This is a genomic window from Microbacterium sp. TPU 3598, from assembly GCF_002356155.1.
Lineage (GTDB): Bacteria > Actinomycetota > Actinomycetes > Actinomycetales > Microbacteriaceae > Microbacterium > Microbacterium maritypicum_A.
Genome location: NZ_AP017975.1, coordinates 358544 through 376124, shown reverse-complemented (window position 1 = coordinate 376124; position 17581 = coordinate 358544). Strand labels below are relative to the sequence as shown.

The following is a 17581-nucleotide window of genomic DNA, read 5'->3' as shown; positions in this document are numbered from 1 at the left end:
CCGCCCGCGCCACACGAACGTCGGCGTCCCGGCGTAGGGTCGCAGCATGAGCAGCACAGCATCCGGAGAACGTCATGGAGTGGTCCCCTCTTACCTGCTCGCGCGTCTGGCCGAGTCAGGCCGATTCCCCAAGGCCGCCGCAGCTGCGAGACAGACGCTGACCGCCGGTCGACCGCCCTTCCGCGCGCGCATCGACCTGTCGATCGACGAGAACGGCGACCTCGTGGCGCAGCTGTCCGATGCCCCCAACCGCACGATCAGCGACGCCGGCAACACGCAGCAGCTGCCCGGCGCGGTCGTGCGAGGCGAAGACGATGCCCCGGTCGAAGACACCGCGGTGAATGAGGCCTTCGACGGCCTCGGCGCCACGTTCGAGATGCTCCTCGCGGCTTTCGACCGCAACTCCCTCGACGACGCGGGCGCCCCGCTGGATGCGACCGTGCACTACGGCGTCGACTACGACAACGCGTTCTGGGACGGCGAGCGCATGGTGTTCGGCGACGGCGACGGCGAGGTGTTCCAGCACTTCACCGGCTCGCTCACGGTCATCGGCCACGAACTCGCACACGGCGTCGTGCAGCACACTGCCAACCTCGAGTACCAGGGGCAGCCTGGCGCCCTGAACGAGTCGATCGCCGACGTGTTCGGCGCCCTGACCGAGCAGTACGCCCTGAGCCAGACGGCCGACCAGGCGACGTGGCTCATCGGTGCCGAGATCTTCACCGACGCCGTCGAGGGCGCGGCGCTGCGCTCGATGATCGCACCCGGCACCGCCTACGACGACGATGAGCTCGGCCGCGATCCGCAGCCCGACCACATGAGCGGCTTCGTCCGCACCACCGAAGACAACGGCGGGGTGCACATCAACTCGGGCATCCCCAACCGTGCATTCGCCCTCTTCGCGATCGATCTCGGCGGCAATGCCTGGGAGCGGGCGGGAACAGTCTGGTACCGCGCTCTCACCGGAGGCCTGTCGAGCACCGCGACCTTCACGCAGTTCGCCGACGCGACAGTCGCCGCGGCCACGGCCATCGATGCCGCCACAGCCGCAGCAGCTCGACGGGCGTGGACGACCGTGGGAGTCTATGAGGATGAGCGAGTCCCCTCCACCGACTGACGCGCAGGTCGTGATCGCGGTGGTGCGCACCGGCGGCATCGCCGGCATCCGCCGTCAGTGGCATGTGGAAGCCGGCACTGACGACGCGGCGGAGTGGATCGATCTGATCGACCGTTGCCCGTGGGATCAGGAGCGGGACGGCGGACCCGGCGCCGATCGGTTCATGTGGAGCATCCAGGCGCGCACACCGTCCGAGCGGCGCGAGCGCGAACTGCCCGACTCCGCGCTCGAAGGCCCTTGGCGGGCACTCGTCGAAGCCGTGCGCGCGGCCTCGGCCTGACGACGTCAGTCCACGTACGCTCTCAGGTGAGCCGTCTGCCGACGGCGACACGAAGAGGGGGCTCATGCTGACGATAGAAGAAGCTGAACGACTGCTCGGTGCGGCACGCGAAGCACACACCCGCGGCGACCCTCTCCTGCACCTGCACGTCGAGGTCAGCCGCCTCACCGGTGCCCCGTCGTCCTGGGGTTCGGCGGCGAACGACTACCTCCAGAACGAGAGCGTCGGCTACTTCCTCAGCGAGGTCGAGAGAGTCGGTTGGCGCCTCGAGCACACGGGATACGCCTTCGTCGGATCGGGCGCCACCACATCCGATCGGGTGATGAGCACCGGAACGGGCGTCGTGAATCACGGCGCCGTCTCGGGATACTTCACCTTCCGGCGCGCGGCCTCGGCCTGACAGCCACGACGTCGGCGACGACCACCGGCGCCGCATCCGATCAATCCCGTGTGAATCCGGCCTCCTCACGGCGGCTCGGGTTCACAATGGAACTCATGGGACTGTTCCAGCAGAAGCCTGAAGAACAAGAGAACCAGTGGGTGCTGCCCTCGGAGCCGCTCGAGCGCTCCGAGTCCGAGGTGCTCGACACCGCACCCGTCGTCGATCCGCTGTCGATCGGTCTCGGCGCGGAGACCAGCGGCGACCTGAGCTCGGTCTTGTTCCCGGTCGCGCCCCCGGTCCCCGAGGCCGCCTCGACCGGTGACGCCGAGCCGCTGGACGACGAGCCGCTGGACGACGACCCCGAAGGCGACTGACCGACTGCTCGCCCTTCACGCGACAGGGCGACGTCGCGCTCACCGTTACGGTTGAGGGATGACGATCACCGCCGCCGCAGACGGCTCCGCCCTGGGCAACCCCGGCCCCAACGGCTGGGCCTGGTACATCGACGACGACAACTGGGCGGCCGGCGGATCGCCGCACGGCACCAACAACCAGGGGGAACTGCGAGCGGTGCTCGAACTGCTGCTCGCGACGGCGGGCACCGACGAGAAACTGCTGATCGAATGCGACAGCCGCTACGTGATCGACTCCGTGACGAAGTGGATGCCGGGCTGGAAGCGCAAGGGCTGGCGCAAGTCCGACGGCGGCCCCGTGCTCAACCGCGACCTGCTCGAGGGCATCGACGAGGCCATCCGCGGCCGTGACGTCGAGTTCTCCTGGGTCAAGGGGCACGCGGGGCACCCGCTGAACGAGGCCGCCGACGAACGTGCGAACGCCGCGGCCAAGGCATACCAGGCGAAGCAGGAACCACGTCGAGGACCGGGCTTCACCCGCGGCACGGATGCCGGAGCCGCGGTCGCCGCGTCGGCGCCGGTCGCCGCCTCCGCCCCCTCGTCGGCCCCCGCTCGGGCGGCCTCGCCGACGATGGCCTCCGCCGCCTCCCCGACCGCTGCGTCCGCCGTCGCCGAGCCGTTGTGGGCCGAGGCATCCGATCTCCTCGACGGCCTGGATGCGCCGGAAGACGACCCGATCGAGCTGCGCATCCCGCTCTCGTCCGACGAGCACGCGCGGCTGCGCGACCGCGCCGAGGCTCAAGGTGTCTCGCTCGAAGAGGCGCTCCGCCGCCTGATCTGAGCGCAGCGACCGAGGCGTACACTCGCATCATGTCGACTCCCGCCCGCACCATCGGCCGCATCTTCCTCGGCGCCTCCCTCGTCTTCGCGGGGGTCTCGCACCTCACGATCGCCCGCGAGGAGTTCCAGGCGCAGGTGCCGGAGTCGCTGCCGCTGGACCCCGACACCACGGTGCTCGCCTCGGGCGTGGCCGAGGTCGCGCTCGGCTCCGCGCTGCTGCTGGCACGGCGCCGTCGACGTGCGGTCGGCACGTTCGCCGCCCTGTTCTTCGTCGCTGTGTTTCCCGGCAACGTGGCGCAGTGGATGCACCACCGTGACGGATTCGGGCTCGACACGGACATGAAGCGCTTCGTGCGGCTGTTCTTCCAGCCCGTGCTCGTCGCGCTGGCCCTGTGGTCGACCCGCGAGCCCCGACGCTGACTCACACCACGTCCTCTCCACCACCAGAACGCTGACCCTCCGCGCATGACGGGTCCTCCGAGCTGCGGTCCGTAGACTCGGCTGATGACGGAATGGGTGGTGACGCAGCGGTGAAGGCCCGCACCGTCTTCGGCCTGCTCCGCCTCGGCGCTGCCGCCGTCTGCCTGGTCGCACTCATCCATCGACTCGCCTGGGGACTGGCGTCGAACACCATCGCGAGCCAGAACTTCTTCGCATATCTGACCAACCAGTCGAACATCGCGTTCGTGGTGCTGCTGAGCATCGCGGGGGTCATCGCCCTGCGCACGGCTCGCGATCCGCGCTGGCTCACGGTCGCCCTGGCGCTCGTGCTGACCTGGACGATCACCGCCGGACTCGTGTTCGCCATCCTGGTCTGGCAGGCCGGCATCCGCGGCATCCGCATCGATGTGCCCTGGTCGGATCAGGTGCTGCACTTCTGGCTCCCCGCCGTGACGGTGGCGGCGTGGGCACTGGCACCCGGCCACCGCTCCGTCTCCTGGCGAGTCATCCCGGTGACGCTCGCCTACCCGGTGATCTGGGGTGTCGCCACCATGATCCGCGGGCCGCTCATCGGCTGGTACCCGTACTACTTCCTCGACCCGCGGCAGGTGAGCGGCCCGATGGAGTTCATCCTCTCGTCGGCGATCGCCCTCGGCACCTTCGCCGCGGTCGCCACGGTCCTCGTGCTCGTCAGCCGCATGCCGCTGCCGAGACGACTGCGCGTGGACGTCGACGCGAGCTCCGAGACCCCGACACCCGAGCAGGCGCCGATCGGTGAACGTATCGGTCAGACGTAGAGGGCCAGCGAGGCGAGGGCCGCTTCGATGGCCTCGTCCTCGTCGAGCTTCGCGAACTCGGCGGCCGCGGCACCTCCCACGATGCCCACGAGCACGTTCTCGCCGGTCGCGGGTCGCAGGTTGATCCAGGTCGGGATCACCACATCGGCGCCCACCGCGTGCCAGATCGCCTCTTCGTTCTCCCAGAACGGCTCGTCCCACCGCAGCCACACGGTCTCGATCGCGCCCATGCCGAGCGCCGACACCGCACCGCGGTTGGAGAACGGCAGGGGTGGGTCGAACTCGATGCTGCGGTCCTGGAGCACACCCAGCGGCACGGTCACGAGCACGCGGTCGAACGACAGCGCCTCTCCGGTACCGAGGCGCACGCTCACTCCGGAGTCGTCGTACGCGAGGCGAGCGACCGGGGAGTTGAGCCCCACCTTGACGCCGTCGAGGGCCTGCTCGATGAACGGCGTGACGTCGCCGGTCGCCGCCTTCGGGTCGCCTGTCGGCAGTGGCGGCGCGAACCAGCTGGACAGTTCGTCGGCTCCGGCACCGGTGCGGGCGGCGAGGATCGCGAGCAGCGCAGTCGTCGCGGGGTCGGCGGTATCGATTCCGGCGGCGGTCAGAGCATCAGCCACCGAGGAGTCTTCGGGCGCGGCCTGTGCCGTCGTGATCGCCGCGTCGAAGGGCTGAGGGTCGACCGGGTCGACAGCTCCGTCGGGTCCGCGCCAGATCTCGCCGGCCAGTTCGACGACGCCGACCTCTCCCTCGCTCATCCGGTCGAGCACGTCGGCGTCGTCTGGGCCGAAGAGCCAGGCGCCGAGCTGCACCGGCACGGGCCACGATTCGTCGACGCGGGAGTAGACCCGCCCACCGACGCGATCCCTGGCCTCGAAGACCGTCACCTCCAGCCCTCCCTCGGCGAGCAGAGCGGCAGCGGTGGCTCCGGCGAGCCCTGCGCCGACGACGGCGACACGCTCTCCCGAGGTCGCCGGGATCAGGAGTTCCTCGGCCGCGCGCGCACCGGAGCTGATCGCGCCGCGCACCGTTCCGGGAGCATCCTCATCCGTCGCCTCCCCCGCGAAGAACAGGCGCCCGTCGACGGGCTTCCCCAGCGCGAGACGCGTGCCGGCCAGCACGCCCACCGGCGTGAAGCTGGCGGCGCCGAGCGCGAACGGATCGGTGGTCCAGGTGCTGCGGATGCTGCCGGCTGCCGCCGGGACACCGGGCGGAGGCTCGGGCTCGCGCGTGCGAGTGGGCGTCGGCGTGGGTGCCGGTTCCGGGGTGCAGGAGGCGAGAAGCACCGAAGCGACACCGGCTCCGGCGCCGAGGAGCAGAGTGCGGCGCGTGATCCTCATCGTGTCGCCACCTTATCCCGAACACCTGCGTGGAGGCGTGGCGCCTCGATGCTCGGCCTCGCCGGGTCAGGCCGAAACGCCGGGTCAGGCCGTCTCGGGGGAGATCGGCCTGACCCGGCGTGAACGCCTGAAACGGCGACTGCGTGCGCGCAGATGCAGCGTCAGACGGAGAGCAGCTCCCGCTCCAGGCGGGCGAACGACGACTCCATGCCGTCGGCCATGCCGGTGGCGAGGATCATGTCGCGCGTCTCCTTGTCGGGATACTCGATGAGCAGCGTGACGAGAGTCGCGCCGTCCTCCTCATACAGGTTCAGATCGTTGAGCGTCTCGGTGGGCATGCCCTGCATCCGCTCAGTGCTGACCGCCCGGCGCGGGGCGTCGATCAGCAGCGCCTCACCCTCGAAGCCGAACGGCTGCCCCTCGGTGTCGCCGACCGGCGCCCAGGAGTTCCGGTACGACTGGCCCACCTCGGTGGCGGCCACGCACTCCGTCATCTCCCAGCCGTCGGGTCCGAGCATCCACTTGCGGATGAGCTCGGGCTCGAAGTGCGCGCGCCAGACCAGCTCCCGCGGCCCCTCGACCAGGCGGGTGATGCGCACGTGGGTGTCGTCGAGCAGTTCCACCCGTGTGCCCTTGCCCTGCGCGTACTCGCGGAGATCCTGCAGCACGGTGTCGAGCTGCGCCATCGCCATCTTGATGCCTTCGACCTGGCCCATCTCGACGACCTGCTCGAGCGCGTCGACGGAGTCGAAATGGCTCGTGGTCACCATACGGGTGCCCTCGTCGGTGGGCTCGAACGAGAACGACATCCGCTGTGCGGGGAATCCGTCGAGCGGCTTTCCCTCCTCATCGACGAACGAGTCGATGACCTCGAAGCCGTGCGGCGCGTCGATCGATACGAATTCCCACGCACCCGACGACTTCTCGCCGCGCGGACCGTTCATCGAGTAGACCGCACGCCCGCCGACGGTGTGGTCCCAGGCGGTGAAGGTGGCCGGCCATCCGGGAGGACCCCAGAACCGCTCGAGCTGACGCGGGTCGGAGTACGCGCTCCAGACGCGGTCGATGGGGGCCGCGAAATCGGCGACCACAGTCATGGTCAGGTTCTCGGCATCGGTGGTGACGTCGGTGACAGGCATGTTCAGTCTCCTTGTTCGTTCTTCGTGGTGTCGCTGGTGTCGGATGAGCCGGGCCGAGGCGTCTCGGCCAGCAGGTCGTCGAGCCGGGCGATGCGCGACCGCCACAGCTCTTCGTATCGGGCGAGGAGCGCCCTGGCGCGGGCGATCATCTCGGGGTTCGCGCGGACGAGCCGCTCGCGTCCCTCGGCGCGCTTGACGATGAGGTTTGCGGCCTCGAGCACGGCGACGTGCTTCTGCACCGCGGCGAACGACATCTCGTATTCGGAGGCGAGGGTCGAGACCGACTGCTCACGCTCGATCGTCCGGCGCAGGATGTCGCGCCGGGTCGACGTCGCCAGTGCGTGGAAGACACGGTCGACCTCCGCTTCGCTCAGTTCTCTTTGTGCAACCATTTGGTTGTACGTTATGCCCGCGGAGCGGGTGTGTCAAGAGTGAAAGTGTCGAGATCGCACTCTCGCGCCATAGACGGGGTGGGTATACTCCCGGATCAACAGAATGGAACACTTAACATGTTACGTAATATTGATTCCGGGCCGATGCAGGGTTCCACGACGGCGGTGCGGGTCTCCGCCGCGGTCGCTCTGACGCTGGCTCTCGTCGCCACCTCCACCACGCCGGTCTTCGCCCAATCCCCGATGGGTCGCGGTGGAGCAGATGCCGCCCATCGCGCACTCGACGATCTCGAGGACTCGCTGGTGTGGCGATCCGACGCGAAGACCACCTATGGTGCCGTCGTTCCCGCCGTGAACGAAGCGATCCTCGCTCTGGACGAAGATCGCTCGAGGATCCCGCAGTACGAGAGCTTCAAGACGGCCTTGGAGCGGCTTCAGGTGGAATCCACCTATCTGCTCGATCTCGCCACGCAGCCCGGATACCAGCCGGGCGTGCTCGATTCCGTGATGTTCCTTCAGGGTTCCGTGGCGGAATGGCAGTACCGCGTGGCCTCGATGGACGACTCTCTGAAGAAGCGCGACAAGACCCGCCCGGCGCGAGTGGAAGGATCGCGCGCCGATGTCAGCGCTCAGACGCAGCCGGGCACGGTGTTCCGCGATCTTCCCGGCCTCCCGGAGATGGTCGTGGTGCCGAAGGGCGACTACGTTGCGGGGGCGACAGCCGAGGAACAGCAGATCTGGAACGTCCCGGAGAACCGGCGTGATTTCGAGACGCCCCAGCGCGACGTCACGATCAGTGAGGCCCTCGCCTTCGGCACGACCGAGGTGACGGTCGGTCAGTTCAGTGCGTTCGTCAAAGAGACGAAGTATCGTCCTCGCGGTGGAGCTCGATGGTGGAACCCCCAGGAGCCTTCCGCCATGGAGTTCAACGCTGCGCTGGACTACCTGAATCCTGGATTCCCCCAGACGGCCGATTCTCCCGTCGTCGCGATCACGCGTGAAGATGCGAACGCGTACGCGTCATGGCTCAGTGCGAAGACGGGGGAAACCTATCGACTCCCCAGCGAAGATGAATGGGAGTGGGCGGCGCGTGGCGGTGCGACCACGACGTTCTACTGGGGTGACGACCTCTCTCGCGTGAACGAGTACGCGAACAGCTTCGACCTCTCGTCGAAGGAGACCAACGGATTCGGCTGGGACAGCACCGGCGTCGATGACGGCTACCCGTACACCGCGCCGGTGGCGAGCTTCGCGCCCAACGGGTACGGGCTGTACGACGTGACCGGGAACGCGCGTGAATTCGTCGCGGACGACTGGGTACAGGATCTCTCCGCCGCAGCGAACGACGGGAGCCCGCATGACGGCGGAGTACCGTTCCCCGTCGTGCGTGGGGGCGCGTGGAACTATCAGCCCCAGAATCTGCGACTGGACTATCGCAGCGCCTACTATTCGTCGGAGACCGCGACCAACATGTTCGGATTCCGCCTCGTGCGCGTGCTCTGAACGGCGACGAAGACCGTCCACCACATGCCGCGGAGCGTCCTCGTCGATCGGTCGAGGACGCTCCGTCGCGACGGGCGCGACCAACGACCGCCCCGGCCGGGCTCGTCGGGCTCGCCTGCTCCGACAGAGTCCGCTGGTGCCGGCGGCATCGCGTCGCCGACATCCATTCACGTGAATCCACCCCACATTTTCAGGCGTAGGCTGGAGTGAAGGACGGACCGTCCGAGAAGATCTCCCGGCACCGCGCCCGCCCGGAAGTGGAGTCACTCGTGGCTCAGTACGACGTCTCGAACCGCTCGGCGATCGTGACGGGAGCAGGCAGTGGAATCGGACGCTCGACCGCCCTACTGCTGGCGAAGAACGGCGCATCCGTCGTCGTGAACGACCTGAACGCGGAGCATGCGAACGCGGTCGTCGAAGAGATCCGCGCTGCCGGCGGCACGGCAGAGGCTTCAGTCGGCGATGCGACGGATGCGGCCTGGATCGCTTCTTCCATCGAACTCGCCAACTCGCTCGCTCCCTTGCGCATCGGCGTCAACAACGCGGGCATCGGCGGCGCCAGCGCTCCGACGGCCGAGTACGAGGACGAGGCGTGGGACAAGGTCATCGCGATCAACCTCAACGCGGTCTTCCGCAACATGAAGGCACAGGTCCCCTCGATCCTCGCGAACGGCGGCGGCTCGGTCGTGAACATCGCCTCGATCCTCGGCAGCGTCGGCTTCGCCGGCTCCCCCGCCTACGTCACCGCCAAGCACGGCGTGGTCGGCATGACCAAGTCGGCGGCGCTCGAGTACTCCGCCAAGGGCGTGCGCGTGAACTCCGTGGGTCCCGGTTTCATCGACACCCCGCTGCTCGCGAACATGGGCGACGAGGCGAAGGACTTCCTCGTGAGCAAGCACCCGATCGGACGCCTGGGCCAGGCCGACGAGGTCGCGAACCTCATCGCCTTCCTCGCCAGCGATGCGGCGAGCTTCATCACCGGCAGCTACCACCTCGTCGACGGCGGATACACCGCGCTCTGACAGAATCGACGCTCGGCCATCGGGACCCGATTCTCGATGGCCGAGCGTCAGAAGCGGCGACGCGAACCCCCCGGTTGCGTGGCCGCGCACCTCCCCGCCCGCGAGCTGCACTGCTTTGCCCAGGAGTGCATCGGCGAGGGAGGCGAGCTTGTCGTCAGGCGACGGCGTGCATCACCCTCGCGGAGGAACTCAGTGGCGTGAAGTCGATGTCGGTGAGGTCGAGGCCCCCGGCGCCGCTCGCCGCCGCCATCATCTTGACCAGCACCGGCCGCTGCAACTCCACGTCGGCGTCGATCGTGAAGCGGACCGGGATCGAGGCGTGCATCCACAGCGTCTCGGTGCGCGAGTCCGAGACACGCAGCGTGAGCGGGAACGACTCGCCGCGGCGAAGCTTGGTGACCGCCACGAGACGGAGGTGAGAGAGCACCTCGTCGTCGACCTCGAACGTCTGCGACTCTCCGGCATAGCTGAGCTGACCCATGACTCCTCCTCCGATTTATCTCTCGGAAAATAGATTACTAGTTTAGCTAGCTAATTGGAAGTCGGCTCAGGTCAGGTCCGAGATCTCCTCGGTGAGACGTCGCAGGAACCGCGAGATCACCGCGAGCTGGTCGGGTGTGAACTCGCTCTCGATCCCCTCGACCCGCCGCGAGATCTCGTCGGCGGGAGAATGCAGGTCACGCAACGACGGGCGCACGATCTTCGAACGCGCGTCCTGGGGATGGGTGGAGACGACCACCTGGCCCCTTTCCGCGAGTCGACGGAGCACCGACGTGACCGCGGCGGTGCTCACGCCCAGATGCCCGGCCAGATCCCGCGGGGTCACCGGACGATCGGCGGGCGCTTCCGCGATCAGACGCATGGCGGCACGATCGGTCTCGTTCGGCTGGCGCCCCGCAGCGAGCCGGCGCCCGAGCCGCGCGTCGGCACGGCGAAGCGCATCCACCTCCCGCGCGAGTTCCGGTGTCGCGATCTCCAGCCTCTGCCCCATGTCACCACTCCCCATCTCCGCCGCCCCATGTTACCTCGACGAGCTGATTACTGGACTGTCTAGCAAAATGGGCGATCATCAGGCGCTTCCGACGGTGAGAGGATGGAATCACGACGAGAAGGGACGTCATGGTCGATCCAATAGACCTCAAGGATGAGAGATACGTCCGCTACGCCGACCTGCTCGACCAGCTGCACCAGCAGTTCCCCACAGCCGGTCGCGAGCGGATCGCGCGCACCATCACCGCGGAGAACGATGCGATCACGGGCGGGTTCCTGCTCGTCGTCCCCGCCGAGGTCGCAACAGGGGCTGTCGAGATGCTCGAACGCGAGACGGCGCTCAGCGCAGACGGCGGAGAGGTGGTCGCCTGATGAACGACTCCCAGGAGTACGCACGTTCGGGCTACTGGTACCCGGACGGAGAGAGCGCCAGCACCGTCGACGTGCTCAACATGCTGCGACGCTACCGCGCAGCCGAGACCGCCATGCGCGCACGCACGCGCTCCTCGATGGGCATGAACGAGACCGACCTCATGGCGCTGCGATTCCTGCTCAGGGAACAGCGCGCCGGGCGGATCGTCCGACCGATCGACATCGCCAGGATGCTCAACATCTCGACCGCATCGACGACCACGCTCATCGACCGCCTGGAGAAGGGCGGCCACGTCCGCCGAGAGGCGCACCCCACCGATCGCCGCGCGGGCGTCGTGGTCCCGACGGTGAGCAGCGACGAAGAGGTGCGCGCCACCCTCGGCGCGATGCATCGCCGCATGCTGACGCTCGTCGACGAGCTCTCCGATCAGGAACGTGCCGTGGTCACCCGGTTCCTCGCCGGGATGACGGCCGCGATCGAGGAGGCGTCCGACCTCGACCAGGAGCTTCGCGACGTGATCCGCGACCAGGAAGGCTCCGAAGCCGCGGAGTGACGCCCTACAGCCCCTCTGCGATCTGCTTGATCGCGGCGAGGCGGCGGTCCCACTCGCGCCCGATCACATCGAGCCTCGCGGCCGTGGCGGAGAGCTCGGCGCCGACCACACGGAAGCGCACCTCGCGCCCCACCGGCACCGGCTCGACGAGACCCACCTCCTGCAGGACGGCGAGGTGCTTCGCGATCGCCTGCCGAGACACCGGAAGACGCCCGGCGAGGGCGGATGCCGACGCATCGCCCTCGCCGAGAGCCGTCAGGATGCTCCAGCGCGTCTCGTCCGCGAGCGCCGCGAACACGGGCAGCAGAGTCTCCGTGGTCACGCTTCGCCTTCCACCAGTGCGACCATCTTGTCGAGCTCCAGGTCCCAGCCGGTGCGGTGGGACTCGAGGTTCGAGAGCGGATCCGACGTGCGCTCGAATCCGCTCTCCACGACCGTGAGCCTGGTGCCGCCGTCGGCCTCTTCGAGGGTGAAGGTGAACACGGTCGAGGTCGACTCGTCGATGCTCTCCGGCAGCTTCCCGAGCGCATCGTCGTTGTTCCAGCGGTAGGTGATGCGTCGCGGTTCGTCGTACTCCTCGACGCGCAACGGGATCACGTCGTAGTCGGGGAAGGTCATCGTGCCGGTGGCTCCGACGCCCGCACCCTCCAGCACCGTGCGCCCGAACCAGCGGGAGATGTGCTCGGGCTCGGCCACCGCTCGCCACACCTTGTCGACGGGGGCTGCGATCTGGATGCTCCGCCGCACGGAGAAGGTCTCCTCATCGACGACGGATGCCTCGTTGTGGGTCATGTTCACCATGATGGGTCCTTTCGTGGTCACCTGCATGCCTCGCCGGCCGATCGGCCAGCTGCAACTCTAGAGTTGCACATGCGATCCTCTTGCGCAACCCCCGGGTTGCATGCAAGATCCCCAGCCGCACCAGGCGGCGGGAGTGTTCCCGAATGCGGGACGAATCGCTGCGAGAACACCCTGCACCCGCCCTCCCGACATCCAAACGACACCCGCATCTCAGAGACGGAGGTCAGCTGCGCGGTCGGCGCTTCTCCAGGAACCCCGCCAGCAACACGGCGACGAGAGCGGCGACCGGGGCGACGAGGAGCCCGGCGCGCAGGCTCTCGTTCTCGGCGATGTATCCCACGAACGGCGGGGACAGCAGGAAACCGAGGCGCAGCAGCCACGAGACGACCGTGAGCCCCACGCCGGGCCGCAGCCCCGGCAGCTCGTCCGCGGCATGCATGGCCGCGGGGATCAGAGTGGCGATGCCGAATCCGACGGCGGCGAAACCCAGGATCGTACCGGGCACGGTGGGGAACGCGAGCGCAAGCGTCATGCCGGCCGCGGCGATGAGACCGCCGACCCTGGCGACCCACCGCTGCCCGAAGCGATCCGTGAGCGGATCGCCGATGATCCGGCCGACGAACTGCGCGCCGACCAGGGCGATGAAGCCGAGCGGCGCGATCGCCGCGGCAGCCCCGAGCGAATCGGCGAGGTACAGCGTCGCCCACGAGTTCCCCGCATCCTCGGCGACGGCACCCGCCATCGCGATGAGGGTCAGCGCGATGATCGCGATCACGGTGCGCGGGGTCACACCGCGGCGCACCGCACCAGCGAGGTCGACGGGCTCCACCGCCGCCTCATCGGCGACCTCGTCGTCACGGCCAGGGAGGCAGAACCGCAGGGCGACGAGAGCGACCGTGGCGAAGACGGCCGTGGAGATGCCCAGGTGCACACCGAGCGGCAGCTGCAACGCGATCGCGACTGCGGCCATCGCGCCGCCCAGGACCGCACCGATCGACCAGATCGCGTGGAAGCCGTTGATGATCGAGCGCCCGTAGCGCCGCTGCACCCGCAGGCCATGGGCGTTCTGCGCGACGTCGGTGATGGCGTCGGATGCTCCACCGAGGAAGAGCGCGACGGCGAACAGCACCCCGGACGGCGCGAGAGCCGCCGACAGCAACCCGAGGCTCGTGAGCACGGTGCCGATGACGGCGATGCGCGACGACCCGAAGCGCCGGATCAGCACCGCCGCGAAGAGCCCGGCAGCGATGGCGCCGGCAGGGAAGGCGGCGATCGCGAAGCCGTAGCCGAGGTTGTCCAACCCGAGCGCGGACTTGATCTCCGGATAACGCGGCAGGATGTTCGCGAACAGGGCCCCGTTCGTGAGGAACAGCGCGGAGACGGCGATGCGGGCGCGCCGGGACGCCTGATCCGGCACGGATCGTCGAATCGATTCGATTGAAGCCATGTCTACGATCGTACGGGGCGACGAGGGGCTCTGCCCACACGGAATCCGCGCCCGGCTCCACGGACGCCGACGGCCGCCTGCGCACCGCCCTCCTACAGACCGCCGCCGCACCCCGCAACCCCGTTCCGCGCGTCGGACGCCCGGCCTACGCTCAGGACATGCCCGAACTCACCCAGCCCACCGGTCGCGAAGAGACGCTGCGCGCCGTCCCCCGCGACGACGGCTCCGCGCCGCGCGCCCTCGTCCTCGGTGCGACCGGATACATCGGAGGGCGGCTGACCCCGCGCCTGCTGAACGCCGGATACCGCGTGCGCGCGCTGGTACGGGATGCGGCGCGGGCGGCATCCTTCCCCTGGGGTCCGGACTGCGAGATCGTCGAGGGGTCGGCGGATGACGCCGACGCCGTCGCCGCGGCCATGGACGACGTCGACGTCGTGTACTACCTGATCCACTCGATGTCTGCGGGCAAGGGCTTCGAGGAGAGCGACGAGCGAGCCGCGACGACGGTCGCCGAGGCGGCGGCCCGCGCGGGCGTGCGTCGGATCGTCTACCTCGGCGGCCTGCATCCGGACGACGCGAAGCTCTCACCGCACCTGCGCTCGCGCGTGCACGTGGGCGAGATCTTCCTGCGATCCGGCGTGCCGACGCTCGTGCTGCAAGCGGGCGTCGTGATCGGATCGGGCTCGGCGTCCTTCGAGATGATCCGTCATCTCACCGACGTGCTGCCGTATATGCCCGCGCCGAAGTGGGTGCGCAACCGCATCCAGCCGATCGCTGTGCGCGACGTGCTGCACTACCTGCTCGGAGCGGCGCGGGTCGACCCCGACGTGAGTCGTGCGGTCGACATCGGTGGCCCCGACGTGCTGCGCTACGGACAGATGATGAACGGCTATGCGGTCGAGGCCGGGCTCCGGCAGCGTGCGATCGCAGCCCTCCCGGTGCTGACCCCCGGCCTCGCATCGCACTGGGTGAATCTGGTGACCCCGGTGCCGCGGTCGATCGCCCGCCCGCTCGTCGCGTCACTGCAGAACGAGTGCATCATGAAGGACCACGAGGTCGACGAGCTCATCCCCCGCCCGGAAGGCGGGCTGACTCCCTACCGCCGCGCGGTCGATCTGGCGCTCGGTCGAGTCCGGGGCGACACGATCGAGACGAGCTGGCAGGACTCCGAGGTCTCCGGCGCGCCCAGCGACCCCCTGCCGAGCGATCCGGAATGGGCCGGACGCACGGTCTTCACCGACTCCCGCTCGGTCACCACGAGCGCCTCCCCGGCGGAGCTGTGGCGCGTGATCCTCGGCATCGGCGGCGAGAACGGCTGGTACTCCTCACCGCTGCTGTGGGCGGTGCGGGGGTGGATGGACCGCATCGTCGGCGGCGTGGGCCTCAGCCGCGGACGCCGGAGCCGCACCGCCGCCCGCGTGGGTGACGCGATCGACTTCTGGCGCGTCGAGGCCGTCGAGACGACGGATGCCGGATCGCTCCTGCGCCTGCGCGCCGAGATGAAGGTGCCGGGCGAGGCGTGGCTGGAGTTGCGTGCCGTGCCCGACGACGAAGGCGCCCGCTACGAGCAGCGCGCGATCTTCTTCCCCCGCGGCCTGACGGGTCGGCTGTACTGGCTCGCCGTCCTGCCGTTCCACGGCGCCATCTTCGCCGGCATGGCCGCACGCATCACGGCCGCTGCCGAAGAGGCGAAAGAGGCGCAGGCATCCGTCGCGGCGACCGGCGACCCCGCCGATTCCGGCCGACCCTCGGAGAAGGTGCCTGGTCCGGCGTGATCGCCTGATCTCCGCGCCGCTCCGCTTCAGTCCGCGCGACGCTGCTCCGGATCGACCGCGGCATCCGGAGAGACGGGGCCGTCCTCCAGCGCCGCGTCGACGACCGCATCCACCTCGGCCGGCGGGATGATGTCGATCGCCTCGGTCGCGGCCTCGTAGACCTCGGCGAGCGAATCGTCGACGGTGGACTCGTCGATCCAGTCGAGATCGTCCTCGGAATGGTCGTACGCGACGGGCACCAGCGCGAAGTCGTCGCCGTACTCCTCGAGTCCCGCCATGACGCTGTGCCGCACCGCGGCCTTGGCGTAGCGCTCGCGCAGGATCAGAGGATCACGCCGCAGGTCCTTCATGAACGCGACCATCATGAAGGCCATGATGATCGCGAACGGCAGCGCGGCGATGATGGTCACGTTCTGCAGAGACTTCAGACCGCTCCCCTCCTCGCCGGTCACGAGCAGCACGGCGGCGATCACACCCACCAGCACACCCCAGACCACTGCGACCCAACGCGCCGGCTCCGGCCTCCCCTGCTGCGAAAGGGTGCCCATCACGAGCGACGCGGAGTCCGCCCCGGTGACGAAGAAGATCGCGATCAGCAGGATGAGCACGACGCTGGTGATCATCGAGAACGGGAGGTTCTCGAGCACGCCGAACAGCACCTCTTCCGGCGGATCGACCGTGAGGTTCGCTCCGCCCATCTGCTGCTGGATCGCCGTGGTTCCGAAGATCGCGAACCAGACGAGCGAGATGGCGGACGGGACCACGATGACGACCGAAACGAACTGGCGCAGTGTGCGTCCGCGCGAGATCTTGGCGATGAACATGCCCACGAAGGGCGACCACGAGATCCACCAGGCCCAGTAGAAGATCGTCCAGCTCGACAGGAACGTCTGAGCAGCCTCGCCCTGCGAGGCCGAGCGACCGATCATCTGCGGAAGGTCGCCGATGAACTGCACGGCCACCGAGGGGATCACGTTCAGGATGAGGAGGGTCGGTCCGACGAAGAAGACGAAGAACGCCAGCAGGAGCGCCACGACGGCGTTGATGTTCGACAGCGCACGGATGCCCTTCGAGACGCCCGACACGGCGGAGGCGATGAAGCAGGCGGTGAGCACGGCGATCGCCGCGATCAGCACGCCGTTGCCGAGCGGCCCCGCGCCGCTGACGATCTCGACACCGTGTCCGATCTGCAGGGCGCCGAGTCCGAGCGATGCGGCGGTGCCGAACAGCGTCACGATGATCGAGAAGATGTCGATCGTGCGTCCGAGGGGCCCGGTCGTGCGTCCTTCGCCGAGCAGCGGGGCGAAGATCGAGGAGATGAGCGGGGTGCGACCGCGACGGAAGGCCCCGTACGCGATGGCGCCGCCGACGAGCGCGTAGAACGCCCATGCCTGCGGGCCCCAGTGGTAGAGCACCTGGGTCTGGGCCGTGTGCATCGCGTCGAGGGTGTTCGCCTCGACGGTGCCGGGCGGCGGGTTCTCGAAGAAGTTCAGCGGCTCTGCGGCGCCCCAGAAGACGAGACCGATCCCCATGCCCGCGGCGAACAGCATCGAGATCCACGAGAACATCGAGAACTCGGGCTCTTCGTCGTCACGACCGAGCGGGATGCGTCCGTAGCGGCTGAAGCCGACGAACAGCATGAAGACCAGGATGACCGTGGCGATGGTCGTGAAGAAGAAGCCGAAGTACTCCACCACCCAGTCGAGCACGGTGCGGGTCGTGCCGGCGAGGTTGTCGCCCGCGAAGACTCCCCACGCGATGAAGGCGAGGGTGAGGGCGACCGCGACGCCGAACACGAGCGGGTCGGTGCGATAGGTGCGCCCGGTCTCCTCGACCGAGACACCGGGCACGAGCGCCGGGTGCACGCTGCGGGGTGGGACGGCGGCGATGTCGCGGACGATCTTCCGTGCCGTCTCGGTGGCCTTGGCGGGGAGGCGGTTCGCTCCCGTACCGACGGCATCCGTGCGGGGGCGCGGAGGATTGTGTCCTGCGGAGCGTTCGTCGGGCTTCTCGTCAGGGGTCTCCATGGCATC

The 17581-nt window shown here is 68.7% G+C and carries 21 protein-coding genes; 12 read left to right on the top strand and 9 right to left on the bottom strand.

Features of this window, described 5'->3' with window-relative positions:
* Positions 1–46 precede the first annotated feature (46 nt).
* From MST3598_RS01725 to MST3598_RS01695, 7 genes are all read left to right on the top strand, one after another.
* On the top strand, positions 47–1117 hold the full coding sequence (locus MST3598_RS01725; protein ID WP_029260127.1) for a M4 family metallopeptidase: 1071 nt from the start codon (positions 47–49) through the stop codon (positions 1115–1117).
* On the top strand, positions 1092–1397 hold the full coding sequence (locus MST3598_RS01720; protein ID WP_029260128.1) for a protealysin inhibitor emfourin: 306 nt from the start codon (positions 1092–1094) through the stop codon (positions 1395–1397). Before MST3598_RS01725 ends, MST3598_RS01720 begins: the two co-directional genes overlap by 26 nt.
* 64 nt (positions 1398–1461) lie before the next feature.
* Entirely contained in the window at positions 1462–1797 is a 336-nt protein-coding gene (locus MST3598_RS01715) for a hypothetical protein (RefSeq protein WP_021198396.1), read from the top strand.
* A 95-nt stretch (positions 1798–1892) separates the two neighbouring features.
* Positions 1893–2153 carry a hypothetical protein gene (locus MST3598_RS01710; RefSeq protein ID WP_029260129.1) on the top strand — a complete coding sequence of 87 codons (261 nt, stop codon included), beginning with the start codon at positions 1893–1895 and terminating at the stop codon, positions 2151–2153.
* 58 nt (positions 2154–2211) lie between these two features.
* The gene (locus tag MST3598_RS01705) at positions 2212–2973 is read left to right on the top strand and encodes a ribonuclease H family protein (RefSeq protein WP_029260130.1); all 762 of its coding nucleotides are present in this window, start codon (positions 2212–2214) and stop codon (positions 2971–2973) included.
* 29 nt (positions 2974–3002) lie between these two features.
* Positions 3003–3392 carry a DoxX family protein gene (locus MST3598_RS01700; protein WP_021198399.1) on the top strand — a complete coding sequence of 130 codons (390 nt, stop codon included), beginning with the start codon at positions 3003–3005 and terminating at the stop codon, positions 3390–3392.
* Between the two features lie 92 nt (positions 3393–3484).
* Positions 3485–4210 carry a Pr6Pr family membrane protein gene (locus MST3598_RS01695; protein ID WP_029260131.1) on the top strand — a complete coding sequence of 242 codons (726 nt, stop codon included), beginning with the start codon at positions 3485–3487 and terminating at the stop codon, positions 4208–4210.
* Here MST3598_RS01695 and MST3598_RS01690 read toward each other — a convergent pair.
* The 3 genes from MST3598_RS01690 to MST3598_RS01680 form a co-directional block, all read right to left on the bottom strand.
* Positions 4201–5553, bottom strand: a complete 1353-nt coding sequence (locus tag MST3598_RS01690; protein ID WP_029260132.1) for a flavin monoamine oxidase family protein — start codon at positions 5551–5553, stop codon at positions 4201–4203. The two genes, MST3598_RS01695 and MST3598_RS01690, sit on opposite strands and share 10 nt — an antisense overlap.
* Before the next feature lie 161 nt (positions 5554–5714).
* Positions 5715–6692 (bottom strand): SRPBCC family protein, encoded by a 978-nt coding sequence (locus tag MST3598_RS01685; RefSeq protein ID WP_029260133.1) that lies wholly within the window; start codon positions 6690–6692, stop codon positions 5715–5717.
* Between the two features lie 2 nt (positions 6693–6694).
* Complete coding sequence (locus tag MST3598_RS01680; RefSeq protein ID WP_029260134.1) at positions 6695–7084, bottom strand: ArsR/SmtB family transcription factor; 390 nt, start codon at positions 7082–7084, stop codon at positions 6695–6697.
* Between the two features lie 144 nt (positions 7085–7228).
* Between MST3598_RS01680 and MST3598_RS01675 the strand changes: the two genes are divergently transcribed.
* The gene (locus tag MST3598_RS01675; protein ID WP_157749847.1) at positions 7229–8587 is read left to right on the top strand and encodes a formylglycine-generating enzyme family protein; all 1359 of its coding nucleotides are present in this window, start codon (positions 7229–7231) and stop codon (positions 8585–8587) included.
* Between the two features lie 269 nt (positions 8588–8856).
* Positions 8857–9609 (top strand): SDR family NAD(P)-dependent oxidoreductase, encoded by a 753-nt coding sequence (locus tag MST3598_RS01670; protein WP_029260136.1) that lies wholly within the window; start codon positions 8857–8859, stop codon positions 9607–9609.
* A 154-nt stretch (positions 9610–9763) separates the two neighbouring features.
* Here MST3598_RS01670 and MST3598_RS01665 read toward each other — a convergent pair whose 3' ends face one another.
* Positions 9764–10090, bottom strand: a complete 327-nt coding sequence (locus MST3598_RS01665) for a DUF7882 family protein (RefSeq protein ID WP_021198419.1) — start codon at positions 10088–10090, stop codon at positions 9764–9766.
* Positions 10091–10156: 66 nt separating this feature from the next.
* Positions 10157–10600 carry a MarR family winged helix-turn-helix transcriptional regulator gene (locus MST3598_RS01660; protein ID WP_029260137.1) on the bottom strand — a complete coding sequence of 148 codons (444 nt, stop codon included), beginning with the start codon at positions 10598–10600 and terminating at the stop codon, positions 10157–10159.
* A gap of 128 nt (positions 10601–10728) precedes the next feature.
* Here MST3598_RS01660 and MST3598_RS01655 point away from each other — a divergent pair, with 128 nt between their 5' ends.
* Positions 10729–10971, top strand: coding sequence for a hypothetical protein (locus tag MST3598_RS01655; RefSeq protein WP_096359369.1), 243 nt, complete (start codon positions 10729–10731; stop codon positions 10969–10971).
* Positions 10971–11525, top strand: a complete 555-nt coding sequence (locus MST3598_RS01650) for a MarR family winged helix-turn-helix transcriptional regulator (protein ID WP_021198422.1) — start codon at positions 10971–10973, stop codon at positions 11523–11525. Before MST3598_RS01655 ends, MST3598_RS01650 begins: the two co-directional genes overlap by 1 nt.
* 4 nt (positions 11526–11529) lie before the next feature.
* Here the strand turns inward: MST3598_RS01650 and MST3598_RS01645 are convergent, their stop codons facing one another.
* The 3 genes from MST3598_RS01645 to MST3598_RS01635 form a co-directional block, all read right to left on the bottom strand.
* Entirely contained in the window at positions 11530–11847 is a 318-nt protein-coding gene (locus MST3598_RS01645; protein ID WP_029260139.1) for an ArsR/SmtB family transcription factor, read from the bottom strand.
* Positions 11844–12317 carry an SRPBCC domain-containing protein gene (locus MST3598_RS01640; protein WP_231924906.1) on the bottom strand — a complete coding sequence of 158 codons (474 nt, stop codon included), beginning with the start codon at positions 12315–12317 and terminating at the stop codon, positions 11844–11846. Before MST3598_RS01640 ends, MST3598_RS01645 begins: the two co-directional genes overlap by 4 nt.
* A 232-nt stretch (positions 12318–12549) precedes the next feature.
* Positions 12550–13773 carry an MFS transporter gene (locus MST3598_RS01635; protein WP_029260140.1) on the bottom strand — a complete coding sequence of 408 codons (1224 nt, stop codon included), beginning with the start codon at positions 13771–13773 and terminating at the stop codon, positions 12550–12552.
* A gap of 158 nt (positions 13774–13931) precedes the next feature.
* On the opposite strand from MST3598_RS01635, the gene MST3598_RS01630 reads away from it, so the two are divergent.
* A complete protein-coding gene (locus MST3598_RS01630) occupies positions 13932–15548 on the top strand; it encodes an SDR family oxidoreductase (protein WP_096359367.1) in 1617 nt (538 codons plus the stop codon).
* 26 nt (positions 15549–15574) lie between these two features.
* Here MST3598_RS01630 and MST3598_RS01625 read toward each other — a convergent pair whose 3' ends face one another.
* Entirely contained in the window at positions 15575–17575 is a 2001-nt protein-coding gene (locus tag MST3598_RS01625) for a BCCT family transporter (RefSeq protein WP_021198427.1), read from the bottom strand.
* Positions 17576–17581 lie beyond the last annotated feature (6 nt).

Coding starts and splice junctions, on each gene's coding strand:
- MST3598_RS01725 (WP_029260127.1), top strand. CDS start 47: ATGAGCAGCACAGCATCCGGAGAACGTCATGGAGTGGTCCCCTCTTAC.
- MST3598_RS01720 (WP_029260128.1), top strand. CDS start 1,092: ATGAGCGAGTCCCCTCCACCGACTGACGCGCAGGTCGTGATCGCGGTG.
- MST3598_RS01715 (WP_021198396.1), top strand. CDS start 1,462: ATGCTGACGATAGAAGAAGCTGAACGACTGCTCGGTGCGGCACGCGAA.
- MST3598_RS01710 (WP_029260129.1), top strand. CDS start 1,893: ATGGGACTGTTCCAGCAGAAGCCTGAAGAACAAGAGAACCAGTGGGTG.
- MST3598_RS01705 (WP_029260130.1), top strand. CDS start 2,212: ATGACGATCACCGCCGCCGCAGACGGCTCCGCCCTGGGCAACCCCGGC.
- MST3598_RS01700 (WP_021198399.1), top strand. CDS start 3,003: ATGTCGACTCCCGCCCGCACCATCGGCCGCATCTTCCTCGGCGCCTCC.
- MST3598_RS01695 (WP_029260131.1), top strand. CDS start 3,485: ATGGGTGGTGACGCAGCGGTGAAGGCCCGCACCGTCTTCGGCCTGCTC.
- MST3598_RS01690 (WP_029260132.1), bottom strand. CDS start 5,553: ATGAGGATCACGCGCCGCACTCTGCTCCTCGGCGCCGGAGCCGGTGTC.
- MST3598_RS01685 (WP_029260133.1), bottom strand. CDS start 6,692: ATGCCTGTCACCGACGTCACCACCGATGCCGAGAACCTGACCATGACT.
- MST3598_RS01680 (WP_029260134.1), bottom strand. CDS start 7,084: ATGGTTGCACAAAGAGAACTGAGCGAAGCGGAGGTCGACCGTGTCTTC.
- MST3598_RS01675 (WP_157749847.1), top strand. CDS start 7,229: ATGCAGGGTTCCACGACGGCGGTGCGGGTCTCCGCCGCGGTCGCTCTG.
- MST3598_RS01665 (WP_021198419.1), bottom strand. CDS start 10,090: ATGGGTCAGCTCAGCTATGCCGGAGAGTCGCAGACGTTCGAGGTCGAC.
- MST3598_RS01660 (WP_029260137.1), bottom strand. CDS start 10,600: ATGGGGCAGAGGCTGGAGATCGCGACACCGGAACTCGCGCGGGAGGTG.
- MST3598_RS01655 (WP_096359369.1), top strand. CDS start 10,729: ATGGTCGATCCAATAGACCTCAAGGATGAGAGATACGTCCGCTACGCC.
- MST3598_RS01650 (WP_021198422.1), top strand. CDS start 10,971: ATGAACGACTCCCAGGAGTACGCACGTTCGGGCTACTGGTACCCGGAC.
- MST3598_RS01640 (WP_231924906.1), bottom strand. CDS start 12,317: ATGACCCACAACGAGGCATCCGTCGTCGATGAGGAGACCTTCTCCGTG.
- MST3598_RS01635 (WP_029260140.1), bottom strand. CDS start 13,773: ATGGCTTCAATCGAATCGATTCGACGATCCGTGCCGGATCAGGCGTCC.
- MST3598_RS01630 (WP_096359367.1), top strand. CDS start 13,932: ATGCCCGAACTCACCCAGCCCACCGGTCGCGAAGAGACGCTGCGCGCC.
- MST3598_RS01625 (WP_021198427.1), bottom strand. CDS start 17,575: ATGGAGACCCCTGACGAGAAGCCCGACGAACGCTCCGCAGGACACAAT.